We start from the raw sequence: 13,230 nt of genomic DNA, 5'->3' as shown, positions 1-13,230 counted from the left end.
TCGGGGGCGCGGCGGCTCTTTTCTCCTTCACCCGAGATCATCCAGGGAGGCAAAGAATGCTGAGGACACTGAAGACAACGGCAGCCGGCCTGCTCGTCGCCGGCGTCGCCATGGCAGGCACGGTGAGGGCGCAGGCCGAGGACATGACGATCGGCCTCGCCGTCGCCAATCTCCAGGCCGACTTCTTCAACCAGATCAAGCAGTCGGTGGAGAAGGAAGGCAAGGAGAAGGGCGTCACGGTCGTCACCGTCGATGCCGGCGGCGACAGCGCCACCCAGGTCAGCCAGATCCAGGACCTGATCACCCGCAACGTCGACGCGCTGATCTACATCCCCGCCGGCGCCACCGCGGCGAGCGTGCCGGTCGAAGCCGCCAAGAAGGCGAAAATCCCGGTCGTCGCGGTCGACCGCAACCCGCCGGACGCGCCGGCCGACACCTTCATCGCCACCGACAGCGTCGCCGCGGCGAAGACGCTCGGCGACTGGGTCTGCAAGCAGTCCGGCGGCAAGGGAAAGCTCGCAGAAATCCAGGGCCAGATCGGCACGACGCCGCAGATCGACCGCGACAAGGGCTTTTCGGAAGCCATGAAGGACTGCCCGGGCATCGAGGAGGTCGCCAAGCAGGCCAGCAATCAGTGGATGCAGGACGAGGGGTTCAACATCGCCCAGGCGATGATCCAGCGGAACCCTGAGATCTCGATCTTCTGGGGCCAGGCCGACGCCCTGGCGCTGGGGGCAGCCCAGGCTGCCAAGGTCGGCAATCTCGGTGACGTCATCGTCGTCGGCTTCGACGGCGACGTCGCCGGGCTCGAGGCGGTGAAGTCCGGCACGCTTGCCGCGACCATGACCCAGCAGACGCAGCTGATGGGCAGGCTGGCGCTGGATTCGGCGATCAAGCTGGCCAAGGGCGAGGAGGTGCCGGCGATGCAGCTCCAGGACGCAACGCTGACCACCAAGGACAATGTCGAGCCGTTCCTGAAGGACCATCCGTAAGCTGCCAGCCGAACGGGCGCCGCCGCGAGGCGGCGCTCCCTCGTCCGGTTCGCCGGAAAGGCAGCCGGCGGCGACGGGACCCCGGACCATCGGTCCCCCCGCCGGCCCGCAATCCCCGATCGACAGCATTTCAGGGACGACGCCGATGTCCGCACATCTTGCCGAAGCGAGCCCGGGGCGGCCCGCCGAGACGGCCGGCCTTTCGGTACGCGGCATCTCGAAATCCTTCGGCCCGATCCGCGTCCTCGAAGACGTCTCGCTCGACATCCGGCCGGGCGAATGCCTCGCCATCCTCGGCGAGAACGGTGCGGGCAAGTCGACGCTCTCCTCGATCATCGCCGGCGTGCTCGCGCCGAGCGGCGGCACCATGACCTGGTGCGGCGAAGCCTACGCGCCGCGGTCGCCGGCCGAGGCGCTGTCGGCAGGCATCGGCCTAATCCACCAGGAGATGCGGCTGCTGCCGGAGCTCTCGATCGCCGAGAACGTCTTCGTCGGCCGCCTGCCGATGAGCGGCGGGCGGATCGATCGGCGCCAGATGATCCAGCGCGCCGAGGCCCAGCTGAAGCGCCTCGGCCTCGACGTTCCGGCCACCACCCTCGTCGGGCGCTTGCGCGTTGCGGCCCAGCAGCAGGTCGAGATCGCCAAGGCGCTGACGCTCGAGGCGAAGCTCTTGATCTTCGACGAGCCGACGGCGGCGCTCGGCGGCGACGAGACCGACCGCCTGTTCGAGCAGATCGACCGGCTGAAGGCCGAGGGCGTCTCGTCGGTCTACATCTCCCACCGGCTGGAGGAGATCGCCCGCATCGCCGACCGCGTCGCGGTGCTGCGCGACGGGCGCCTCGTCGCCGTCCACGACACCGCCAGCGTGCCGGTCCGCCAGCTGGTCGAGGAAATGGTCGGCCGCAGCGTCGACCGGCTCTTCCCCGATCTCGATCCGCCGTCGGACCGCGTCGTCCTCGAGGCGACGGGGCTGACCTCGTCCGAAGGCGCGTTCCAGGACATCGACTTCACCGTCCGTGCGGGCGAGATCCTCGGCATCGCCGGCATCGTCGGGGCGGGCCGCACCGAACTCGTGCGGGCCATTGCCGGCGTCGACCCGCTCGCATCGGGCCGGATCACCGTCGCCGGCGAGCCGCTGCGCCTGAAGAGCCCGCGCGACGCCTTCGACGCCGGCATCGTCATGGTGCCGGAGGATCGCAAGGGCCAGGGTCTGCTCCTGAAGCAGACGATCGAGGACAACATCGCGCTCGGCAATTTCGATCTCGTCGGCCGTGGCGGCTGGGTGATGCCGGCGCAGACCCGCCGCTTCGCCGAAGGCGCCATCGCCTCGATGGGCGTCAAGGGCCGGCCCGAGCAGCGCGCCGGGCGGCTGTCCGGCGGCAATCAGCAGAAGGTGGTGATCGCCAAATGGCTGGCGCGCGCGCCCAAGCTCTTCATCATGGACGAGCCGACGCGCGGCGTCGACGTCGGCGCCAGGGCACAGATCTACGACGCGATCGCCGCGCTCGCCCGCTCGGGCATGGCCGTCGTCGTCGTCTCCTCCGACCTCGACGAGGTGATCGGCCTGTCGCATCGGGTCATGGTGCTGTCGCGCGGGCGCAACCGGGGCATCATCGAGCGCAGGGACGTCAGCCACGTCGCCATCATGGAGCGCGCCACCACCTGACCGCCGGCCGATCGCAGCCATCGCCGCCATCCCCTCATCCCATCCTCTGCAAGCGGAGCGACCCCATGACACTCTTCGACCTCTCCGGCGAGATCGCCTTCGTCACCGGCGCCGGCAGCGGCATCGGCCAGGCGATCGCCGTCGGCCTCGCGCAAGCCGGCGCCGACGTCGCCGGCTTCGACCGGCCGGGCAGCGCCGGCCTTCCCGAGACCGTCGCGCGGATCGAGGCGCTCGGCCGCAGGGCGCTCGCCATCGAAGGCGACGTGACGCGGGCCGGCGACATCGACACGGCGATGGCGAAGGTCGAGGCCGGACTGGGAACCCTGAGCCTTGCCGTCAACGCCGCCGGCATCGCCAACGCCACCGCCGCCGAGGAGATGCCCGAGGAACAGTGGCGCCACATGCTCGACGTCAACCTCACCGGCCTGTTCCTGTCGGCGCAGGCCGAGGGCCGGGCCATGCTGAAGGCCGGCCGGGGCTCGATCGTCAACATTGCGTCGATGTCCGGCTCGATCGTCAACCGCGGGCTTCTGCAGGCCCACTACAACACCTCCAAGGCCGGCGTGATCCACCTGACCAAGAGCCTCGCCATGGAATGGGCGACCCGCGGCGTCCGGGTGAACGCCATCAGCCCCGGCTACACGCTGACGCCGATGAATCTGCGGCCCGAGGTCGCCGAGCAGCGCAAGATCTTCGAGGAGACGACGCCGATGGCGCGCATGGCCGGCGTCGACGAGATGGTCGGTCCGGCGGTGTTCCTGTCGAGCCGCGCCGCCTCCTTCGTCACCGGCATCGACCTGATCGTCGACGGCGGTTTCGTCTGCTGGTAGGCGGCACCCGCCGCTCCGGGAGCGTTCCGACAGACGACCGGATGCGCCGCCCGTCCGGGCTTCACGAACTGCCCGACTGCTGGACGAGCGCGAGGACGCGTTCGATGGCCTTCTCGTCGATGGGTTTGGTCACGATCTCGACGACGAGGTCGCGATGCGCTTCGGCAAGTTCGGTCTGGCCGGTCACGAAACATCCCGCCGTGCCCCGCTCGCGCAGCCAGCGCGCGGCGTCGATCCCGGTCTTTCCGTCGGTCAGATCGATGTCGATGAAGACCAGGTCGAGATCGAGATCCTGCCACATGGACCGCGCCTCGGCGAAACTGCCGGCCGAACCGACGCACTCGTGGCCGGCGTCCTCGATCATCATTTCCAGATCGAGCGCCACCAGCGGGTTATCTTCCAGACAGAAAACTCTCATGACCCCCGGTCCGCTCGAACAGCATCAACCAACGTCTTCGCCCGCATATCGATCCGGCCGCGGAGCGGCTTCGACGCGGCTCCTCTGCCCGTGCCCCTCGACCACCAGCCCGCCGGGCTCGAAGCGCAGGTCCGGCGGATTGCCGAAAAGCGTCTGCAGCGCGCTGCGGATATAGCGGGTACCGTAGCCCCGGCGGGTCGGCTCGACGAGTTTCGGCCCGCCGGTTTCCCGCCAGCTGAGCGAAAATTCCGAACCGTCGATCCGCCATGCGACGGAAATCCGCCCGCTCGGCACCGACCAGGCGCCATATTTGATGGCGTTGGTCGCCAGTTCGTGCACCGTCAGGCTGAGGCTGGTGGCGGCGTCCTTATTGAGGCTGACCGGAGGCCCGGAGAGATCGTATTGCGATCCGCCGCTGGTTTCGTAGGGCGACAGGACGAGGGATATCAGCTGTCGCATCTCCACCGCCTCGCCGCCCGACTCGAACAGGGCCGAATGGACGTTGCCGAGCGTCGCCAGCCTGCCGCTGAAGCGCTCGGTCAGGTCGTCGCGGCTTTCGCTGACCCGCGCCGTCATCCTGAAAATCGCGGTGACGCTCGCCAGGATGTTCTTGACGCGGTGGTTCAGCTCGTGCCGGAGTTCGCGCTCGAGCGCCATGTGGTCGCGCACGTCGCGCTGCCGCAGCCGGGCCAGCAGCGCCGTCTGGATGCCGCTCAGAAGTTCGATCGTCGCCAGCGGCCGCTGATAGAAGACCTGCCGCGAGCCCGGCCACCGGTCCGCCAGCTGCCGCGCCATGGCGGCCTGCGACGCGCCCTTCTCCACCAGCACGAAGACCGTCAGCTCCGACCATTCGGGCTGCGCCGCCAGATGGTCGTGGACGATCGCCATCGCCCGGTCGGTCAGCGCCTCCTGCGTCATCACCAGCGCCCCGGGCAACTGCCCGCCCAGAAAGCCGGCCAGCGTCTCCTCGTCCGTACACTGGAAGACGGGGATGGCATGCGTTTCGAACAGGCTCGCCAGCATCCGGCAGTCGTTGCGAAAAGGCGCATGCACGAGCACCTCTTCGAGGTCGGTGGCCAAGGGCAACTCCCCGCTATCGCGACATGTCGAGCGCCGAGGGACTGACGCTGACGCCTTCCGGGGTGATGGAAAGCTCGTGCACGCTCATCGCATGCGGCCCATGTCGCTTCTTGACCGCCGTGATCGAGCGCTTCAACTGATGTCCCACTTCTTCGATCCGAAGCAGCAGCACCGTATCACCGAGAAAGCTGACGTCGACGTCGATCGACACGTTTTCGCCGATCAGCCCGTGCTGCGCGACGATCAGCATCGTCAGGACGCCGCGACGCGCCAGGAATTTCAGCAGCGACTGGATGTCCTGGACGGCCTGGTCCCGGTTGGGAAGCGCGCTGAGATAGCCCGTGAAGCTGTCGATCACCACGACGCGCGTGCGATCCTTGCCGACCTCCTCCTGGACGATCTGTCCGAACTGGCCCGCCGTGACCTCGCCGGGATTGAAGTCCTTGATGAGGAGCTGGCCGTTGTCGACGAAGCCCCGAAGATCCATGCCGAGGCCTTCCGAGCGGCGGAAGAAGGTCTCGACCCGCTCCTCGAACAGGAACAGGGCGACGTGCTCGCCGCGCTTCAGCGCCGCCGTCGCATAGAGCGAGGCCATGGTCGACTTTCCGGTCCCGGCCTGGCCGATGACGAGCGTCGTCGTACCCGCCTCCTGGCCGCCGCCGAACAGATTGTCGAGATTCTCGACGCCCGACTTGATGAGGTCGAGCGACTTCGTCTGCTCCGGAACGACCCTCGGCACGATCCGCGGGAAGCAGACGACGCCGTCGCCCTCGCGGATGACCATGTCGTGGTATCCGTCCGCCACCGGCCGGCCGCGCATCTTCGAGACCTCGATGCGCCGCCGCGCCACGCCGTAGTCGGGCAGCGTCTTGTCGAGGCGGATCACGCCGTGGGCGATCGCCTCGATCTCGTCGTCGCGCGAATGCCCCTGCGCCGTGTCGGTGTCGATCAGGATGCCGGTGATGGCGCGCTGGGAGAGAATGGTCTTCAGGCCGATCAGCTCGCGGCGGAAGCGCGCGTCGTCGCCGGTGAGGACGCGGACCTCGAGCAGGGAATCGTAGACGACCCGGCGGGGCTTGTACCGGTCGATCGCGGTGACGATGGCGCGGCGGGTTTCCTCCAGCCTGAGATCGGCCGTCTGGAAGATCGACTGGTCGACGGCGATCGCCGCGTCCTCCGACGCCGACAGTTCCGCAATGTCGATGCCCTCGAGGCTCCAGTCGTGGGAGGCGGCGATCTGCTCCAGCTCGACCCTGGTCTGGGCGAGGCTGACATAGAGGCAACGTTCCCCCTGTTCGACGCCGGCGCGAAGAAACTGCAATGCCGCGGTCGTCTTGCCGGACCCCGGGACACCCTTCAGAACGTAGATGTTGGAAACCGGGAAGCCGCCTTTCAACACCTGGTCGAGACCGGGTATTCCGGTGGTGATCGTCGAATATTCGTGCGGCATGGGCTTCTCCAGACTGTCTCGTCGCAGCAACGGCTTCAGAAGCCGACCGCAGCGTGGGGGGACGGTACCCGAATTGCGCGGCTCGGGCGAGGATCGATCGCCGACGCCCGGGGCCGGCACCCTCGGGCCGGATTCTCGGCGGGCTGCTGTCGCCGGAAGGCGGCGGGCGGCGGGCGGCGGGCGGCGACCGCGGGAAGGGTCGCTTCGATGACACCATCCACGGAACCGGCATCCGCAAAGTTGGCTGAATTCGATGCCCGAAGGGGCGTGAAGGATCCGACCGGCGGGGTGTTCGGAAAGGGCGGAGGCGGCGGCTTCGAGCCGGCCGGCAGGGCGAGCGGGACGGGCGCACCGGGTTTCGGGCGGCAGTCCCGCTGCGATTCCTACGCTGCGAAAGGCCCGGCTTCAACCCGCAGGTCGCCGGCCGATGGCACGCGCGCGAAGACCGGGAGCCGTCGTCGACCTGCCCGCCGAAAGGCCGCCATTGCGGAGCGATCGGCCGGACGCGGCGTCACGCGCCCACTTCGACGATCGCCTTGACGATGTCGCCGCGGTCGGCGGTCCACGCGTCGAGAGCCTCGACGACGTCGGAAAAGCGCGCGGTCCGGCTCTTCAGCCGCGCGGCGTCGATCGCGCCGCTGCGCAGCGCCGCCATCACCGCCTCGAAATCCTCGCGCGTCGCGTTGCGGCTACCCATCAGCGTCGTCTCGCGCTTGTGGAACTCCGGGTCGAGGAAGCTGATCCGGTCCTTGACGACGCTGACGAGGACGTAGCTTCCGCCGTGGCCGACGAGGGAAAAGCCCGCCTCGATCGCCGCGACGCTGCCGGTCGCGTCGAAGACGGCGTCGAACCCCTCGCCCCGGCTCGCCCGCTCGAGCGGCTCCTGGCCTTCTGCGAGCGCGTGGACGCGTTCGAAGCCGAAGCTCTCGCGCAGCGCCGCGAGCCGCCCCGGATTGGCGTCGAGGAGGTGTACCTTCGCGCCGCGCATCCTGGCGAAGAGCGCCGTGCCGAGGCCGATCGGCCCGAGCCCGACGACGAGGACGCGGTCGTCCGCGCCGAGGCCGGAGCGGCGCACCGCATGGGCGCCGATCGCCAGGAACTCCACCATCGCCGCCGCGTCCGGATCGAGGTCGCCGGCGGGATAGAGGTTCTGGGCCGGCACCGCGATGCGCTCGCACAGCCCGCCGTCGCGATGGACGCCGAGGACGGCGATGTTGCGGCAGCAGTTCGGCTTGCCGCGCAGGCAGGCGCGGCATCGGCCACAGGAGACATAGGGATTGACGACGACGAGCTCGCCCTTCGCAAGGCCCGGCGCATCCGAGGCGACGCGGCCGCTCAGCTCGTGGCCGATGACCCGCGGATATTCGAAGAAGGGCTGGTTGCCCTTCAGGATGTGATAGTCGGTGCCGCAGATTCCGACCCTCGAAACGTCGACCAGCACCCAGCCGTCCGGCGCCTCCTGCGGCTTCGCGCGCATCTCCAGCCGGATGCGTCCCGGCGCCTCGACGACGAGGGCGCGCATCGTCGCGCCGCCCTGCCCCGGCCCGCCGTCCGCCGAGGCGTGACCTTCCTCCATGCCGCGTCCTTTCATGTGAACCTCCCCCCGCGCCGGCCCGGCGCCCAGTCGTTTCGCCGGCCCGCCGGATGACCGATGGCCGGCGGCCGGCGACCCCGCCCGCCCGGCATCGGGATTTCGATCGAGCACGTTCCGTCGTCCCGGCTGGCCGATGGTCTCTTCGGCGACGACGCCGACATTCACATAGGGCTCGACGGCCGGGTGCTGGAGGGCTTCACCGCAAGAGGCGATCGAACCGCCGGATTTCCGCGGCTGGATCGAGGCGGAGCACCAGCGCATCCTAGGCATCTTCGCCGCGATCGGGACAGCCTTGCACGCCGTCTCCGCCCTCGACGGCCGCTTTGGAAGGCCATCGTCACGACCACCGGCGATTGCTTCGTCCAAGTATTCCGGAAGCCGGTGTCGCTGGCCGTTCGCCACTACCAAAGATTGAATTCACGCGACCGCCGCGACACCTCCCCGCGCATGCCGGCCGGGCCGGCGTCAGCCGCGCCGCGCCTTTGCCCGGCGCAGAAAATCGCAGGAATGTGAAAGCTTCCACGGTTCCGCAGATCGCCTTCACGTTGTATCCTCTCAGCATCGTCGGTCGTTGTCGTGCCGGGCCCAAGTCGCGGCCCGGGGAAACCCGTTTCGTACCAAGTCGATCTGAAAGTCGCCGCAAGCTTCGTCGTCCATTCGCTCAGGAACAGCCGCTCGGCTGCCGGGGGAGGTCGCAATGCGCCGTCTTCGTAAACTGTCGTCCGTCTTGTCGCCGGTCTTCCTGTCGGGGATCTTCCCGCCGGCAGCCTTCCCGCTGGCGGTCTTCCTGCTGGTCTCGGCCGCCCTCCTCGCAGCGCCCGCCGGGGCGCAGATCGGCCCGACCCCGGCCCCGGCCGTGCGGGTCGAATCCGGGCAGAGCCAGGCGGCCGGCAGCGATCCCGTCGCCGTCGCTGCCTATGGAAAGCTCTTCGACGCCTCCGGCAGGATCATTTCCGTCACCCCGAAATTCCTCCGCGAAACGCTCGATTTCTACATCGAGCAACTGACCAGCGAGGCCGGCCCCGACAAGCGGGCCGACGTCGACGAGCGCCGCCGCCGCCTCGCCGAAACCTTCCGCGACGACGACATGGTACAGAAATTTCTGCTCCTCGACTATCTGACCGGCTTGGCGCCGCCGGCGGCCCAGGCGAGGATGGAGGTGCGCGGACACGTGCTGCGGCGGCTCTGGTACGAGGGCCTCTACGGCATCGAGCGCTACCGCGACGAGATCGACGAGCGCAGCGCGCTGCCCTTCAAGATCCGCGACCTGGCGGAGGAGCGCGGCATTCTCGCCAAGGCCACCACCTCCTCGGGCAAGAAATACATCGAGGAATGCCGCAAGGCCGAGGTGCCGATCCCGCCAGGCTGGGGCAACGCGGCATGGAAGCATGTCGGCAATCTGACGACCAACTTCCTCGGCTTCGGCAACCCGGCCGAGGTCTGGCGCTGGGACAGTTCCTCGCCGAAGGGCCTGTGCGTCGCCCTGCCCCGGGTCGACGGCTCCAACATCAGCGCGCTCGGCATCATCTGCCTCGGCCGGGAAAGCAGCAATGCCTGCTTCTTCGACGCCGAAAACGTCCCGGTCGGGGCGTCGAAGCCGATCAGCGACTTCCTCGGCGGCACGGATCTCTTCAACGGCGTCTGCACCGACTGCCATGCCGGCGAGAACCCCTATGTCGTGCATCCGGGCGGCCCGCTCGACATGCGGCCGGACAACCATCCGGCGCAGTTCTACACCCCGCTGATCAAGCCCTCATGGCCACAGAATCCCGGGCCCTTCGGCCTGCTCGCCATGGTGCCGATCAACGAGCTTCCGCCGGTCAGCGACGGCAGTTGCCTGAGTTGCCACGTTCCCGGCGACGCCGGGCGCTTCCCGGACATCCTCGCCCTCAACGCCTGGGCCGGCGGGCAATCGGACTACTGCCGGGTGATCGTGAAATCGGCGATCGGCAACACCATGCCCGGCCCGGGCGGGCCCTTCGACAAGCACGTGCAGGCGATGCTGGCCTTCTGCGGCCAGTCGACGCCGGAGGGCGGCGACGTGCCGCCGGTCGACAAGGACGATCCGCAGGTCGTCTCGCCGCCGCTGCTGCTCGGCCCGCTCTATGCCTGCGTCGACATGGTCGAGGTCGGCGGCGGCATCTACGACGCCAAGATCACCGTCTCGGTCAACGGCAATCCGCAGCCCTCTGTTCAGGTCAAGACCCCCAGCAAGACGCTGGTGAAGATCTCGCCGCCGCTCGTCGCCGGCGACGTCGTCAACGCCGTCCAGGAGAAGAACGGCGTCGTCTCGAAGCCCTCGCCGGACGTCGTCGTCCTCGATCACACCGTCGCCTATCCCTTCGGCCTGCCGGCCCCGAAGATCGACCCGACGCGGATCAACGAATGCGGCCGGACCATCGCCGTTCGCCACATCAAGGGGGCGACGGTCACGGTCTTCACCAATGGCGGCACGCCCGCGACCTATTCGACGGGCGGCGACTGGAGCAACCTGCCGCCGGCGATCCGCCCCTTCGTGCTCGCCGACCGCTACAAGGCGCAGCAGAAACTCTGCAAGGACGTCAGCCCGGATTCGGCCGAGGAATCGGCGGTCTCGCCGCCCGCCCCGATGCCGGTCCCCAAGATGGACCCGCCGGTCGCCGGCCAGCCGCTGGTCGCCGTGTCGAACCTCGCCGAGGGGGCGCAGACCACGATCGACGAGGCCTCGGCCGGCACGGTCAGCAGCTTCTCGACGGCGGTGACGTGGAATCCGGAGGTCGACGTCGCCACTGCCCTCGGCCGCAACATCAAGTCCGGCGACACCTTCACCGTCATCTCCGAACTCTGCGACGGAACCAAGGTCGAGATCCCGCCGGCCCGGCCCTGCAAGAGCCTCGACCCTCCGAAGATCGCGACGCCGCTCGTCGGGCAGAACTTCGTCACGGTGACCTCGGCGGCACCCGGCGCCCGCATCCTGGTCTACGACGCTTCCCTCGCCAAGATCGGCGACGGATCGGGCATCACCGTCGGGCTGACGCGCAAGATCAAGTTCGGCGATGTGCTGAAGGTCATGCAGCGGCTCGAGGAATGCACCAGCAGCCAGGCCTACCAGACCGGCGTCGTCTGCGCCTCGAACAAGGACTGCGGCTGAGCCGCCGCCGCGCGGCTCCGGACCGTTCGCACATGCCGGCGCTTGCCCCGGCGCGCCATGCGCCGGCTTGAGGTCGCCTGCCGCGCGGCATAGAACGGGAGCCGTCGTCTGCGGCGGGACGTTTCGCTGCAGGCGGCGCCAGGGCCGCATCGCGGCCCGCCCCGAGCCCCGCGACGACGAGCCCTTCCCATGACCGCGACTTCCTACACCGGCGCCTGGCCGGTCGCCCCGACGCCCTTCAACGACGACGGCAGCCTCGACCTTCCCGGCATGCGGCGCGTCGTCGACTGCATCGTCGACCAGGGCGCCGACGGCATCTGCATCCTCGCCAACTTTTCCGAGCAGTTCCTCCTCGCCGATGCCGAGCGCGAGACGCTGACGCGGCTCTGCATCGAGCATCTCGCCGGGCGCCGGCCGGTGATCGTGACGATCTCGCATTACGCGACGCCGATCGTCGTCGAGCGGGCGAAGCTCGCCAAGGCGCTGGGCGCCGACGCGGTGATGATGATGCCGCCCTATCACGGCGCGCTGCTGAAGGGCACCGCCGAGCAGACCTTCGAGCAGTTCGCCCGGGTCGGCGAGGTCGGGATCCCGATCATGATCCAGGACGCGCCGCTGTCGGGCGTCGACCTGCCGGTGCCGCTGCTCGTCCGGATGGCGCGCGAGATCGAGATGGTGAAGCTGTTCAAGATCGAATGCGCCGGCGCCGCCGCCAAGCTGCGCCGGCTCGTCGCCGAGGGCGGCGCCTCGGTCGAGGCGCCCTTCGACGGCGAGGAGGGCATCACCATGCTCGCCGACCTCGATGCCGGGGCGCGGGGCACCATGTGTTCGGCAATGGTGACCGAGCACATCCGGCAGGTGGTGCTCGACCATCTCGGCGGCGACCGGGCCGCAGCCGCCGCCGGCTACCAGCGGCTGCTGCCGGCGGTCAATCACGAGAACCGCCAGTGCGGCTTCCGGGCGGCCAAGGCCGCGATGGTCGAGGGCCGGGTCTTCGCCTCGGCGTTCTGCCGCCATCCGGTGCCGCCGCTTTCGCCGGAGACCCGCGCCGAGCTTCTGGACCACCTGCGGCCGCTCGACCCCATCTCGATGCGCTGGGGCCGGTAGATCCCGACATTGGCTTCCGTCTGGCGGAATCGCGTCGCAGATGTCGGAATGGAATGATCATTCCACCGGATGCCGCAATGACGCGGCGACGGCCGTCGATTGCCGTCGCCGCGTCACGAGCTGCCACGCGCCCCTCGTGACAGCCTTACCCGACCGATACCGGTGCGTTTCCGTTGCCTGTCGAAATGATACGGTTTCCGGCAGATCACTTCGCGATGCCGGAAACAACGACGCTCATTCGCCGCGCGGACTTGATACGAGCCCCGCTCTGATCGAGCGGATCTCGGTTTACGGACCGCGCCGCGCCGCCGCGACGGAAGTCTTCATCTTCCGTGCAATCAGTCCCATGACGATGATCCGGAAGCTGGACAGCAGCATCTTGCCGAACTCGATGTGTTCGATGTTGATCTGGTCGCGCCGTCCGATCGCCTTCATTTCCAGGATGTTCGTATGGTCCGCCACCAGGATCGCCGGAACATGCTGGTTGGCCCCGCTTTCGTTGCGGATCTGCTCGAGAAGCTCCATGCCGAGAGCGCCCTGCACCGCGCCGGCAATCACCAGGATGTCGAACCTATTCCCCCGCACGAGGCCAATCGCTTCGCCAAGATCGGTTGTCGCGCGCACGTCCCAGCCGAGTATGCCGCTGTATTCGACGTAGCAGTCGCGCTCCACCCGGTCGCGACACGCACACAGCACGGACGGCACCTTCGCAATCTCGCCCGTCGCAAATACAGGCTGATTGACAGCAGAATAGCTGGACATGACGGCTCTTGTGAATGACGGCTGGGGATGGCAATTCGGCGAGCAATTGCCCATCGTTTGGGAACTTGCCCAAACGGCACCGCTCTGTCGCATCTTTCCGACGCAAAGTCAGTAGCCGATGGAATAAATTTTCCGTGCAGTATTTGTGATAAATTCGACGGATGATGGCGGCCGGGCAGCCGCGCGGCGCTACGACATCCG

10 protein-coding genes are annotated in these 13,230 nt (G+C 68.4%); 5 read left to right on the top strand and 5 right to left on the bottom strand.

Going from position 1 to position 13,230, the window contains the following annotated elements:
- The first annotated feature begins 59 nt into the window (after window positions 1-59).
- The 3 genes from J1C47_RS05045 to J1C47_RS05035 all read left to right on the top strand — a co-directional run bounded on the left by J1C47_RS05045 (window position 60) and on the right by J1C47_RS05035 (window position 3,488).
- Entirely contained in the window at window positions 60-992 is a 933-nt protein-coding gene (locus tag J1C47_RS05045) for a substrate-binding domain-containing protein (protein WP_425354541.1), read from the top strand.
- 145 nt (window positions 993-1,137) lie between these two features.
- Complete coding sequence (locus J1C47_RS05040) at window positions 1,138-2,658, top strand: sugar ABC transporter ATP-binding protein (RefSeq protein WP_207349630.1); 1,521 nt, start codon at window positions 1,138-1,140, stop codon at window positions 2,656-2,658.
- 65 nt (window positions 2,659-2,723) lie between these two features.
- The gene (locus J1C47_RS05035; protein WP_207349629.1) at window positions 2,724-3,488 is read left to right on the top strand and encodes an SDR family oxidoreductase; all 765 of its coding nucleotides are present in this window, start codon (window positions 2,724-2,726) and stop codon (window positions 3,486-3,488) included.
- Between the two features lie 61 nt (window positions 3,489-3,549).
- Here J1C47_RS05035 and J1C47_RS05030 read toward each other — a convergent pair whose 3' ends face one another.
- The 4 genes from J1C47_RS05030 to J1C47_RS05015 form a co-directional block, all read right to left on the bottom strand.
- Window positions 3,550-3,906, bottom strand: coding sequence for a response regulator (locus tag J1C47_RS05030; protein WP_207349628.1), 357 nt, complete (start codon window positions 3,904-3,906; stop codon window positions 3,550-3,552).
- 24 nt (window positions 3,907-3,930) lie between these two features.
- A complete protein-coding gene (locus J1C47_RS05025; protein WP_245396364.1) occupies window positions 3,931-4,986 on the bottom strand; it encodes a sensor histidine kinase in 1,056 nt (351 codons plus the stop codon).
- Between the two features lie 13 nt (window positions 4,987-4,999).
- Window positions 5,000-6,436 (bottom strand): DUF7125 family protein, encoded by a 1,437-nt coding sequence (locus J1C47_RS05020; RefSeq protein WP_207349627.1) that lies wholly within the window; start codon window positions 6,434-6,436, stop codon window positions 5,000-5,002.
- A 511-nt stretch (window positions 6,437-6,947) separates the two neighbouring features.
- Window positions 6,948-7,958: a zinc-binding alcohol dehydrogenase family protein gene (locus J1C47_RS05015; RefSeq protein WP_207349794.1), complete on the bottom strand. Its 1,011-nt coding sequence runs from the start codon at window positions 7,956-7,958 to the stop codon at window positions 6,948-6,950.
- Window positions 7,959-8,727: 769 nt separating this feature from the next.
- Between J1C47_RS05015 and J1C47_RS05010 the strand changes: the two genes are divergently transcribed.
- Both J1C47_RS05010 and J1C47_RS05005 read left to right on the top strand, forming a co-directional pair.
- Window positions 8,728-11,160, top strand: a complete 2,433-nt coding sequence (locus tag J1C47_RS05010) for a hypothetical protein (RefSeq protein ID WP_207349626.1) — start codon at window positions 8,728-8,730, stop codon at window positions 11,158-11,160.
- 189 nt (window positions 11,161-11,349) lie between these two features.
- Window positions 11,350-12,267 carry a dihydrodipicolinate synthase family protein gene (locus J1C47_RS05005; protein WP_207349625.1) on the top strand — a complete coding sequence of 306 codons (918 nt, stop codon included), beginning with the start codon at window positions 11,350-11,352 and terminating at the stop codon, window positions 12,265-12,267.
- A gap of 288 nt (window positions 12,268-12,555) precedes the next feature.
- Here J1C47_RS05005 and J1C47_RS05000 read toward each other — a convergent pair whose 3' ends face one another.
- Window positions 12,556-13,029 (bottom strand): hypothetical protein, encoded by a 474-nt coding sequence (locus J1C47_RS05000; RefSeq protein ID WP_207349624.1) that lies wholly within the window; start codon window positions 13,027-13,029, stop codon window positions 12,556-12,558.
- Window positions 13,030-13,230 lie beyond the last annotated feature (201 nt).

It is taken from the genome of Jiella sonneratiae, from assembly GCF_017353515.1.
Classification (GTDB): domain Bacteria; phylum Pseudomonadota; class Alphaproteobacteria; order Rhizobiales; family Rhizobiaceae; genus Jiella; species Jiella sonneratiae.
Note: the sequence above shows the minus strand (reverse complement) of the source record. Positions and strands in the feature narration are given on the sequence as shown.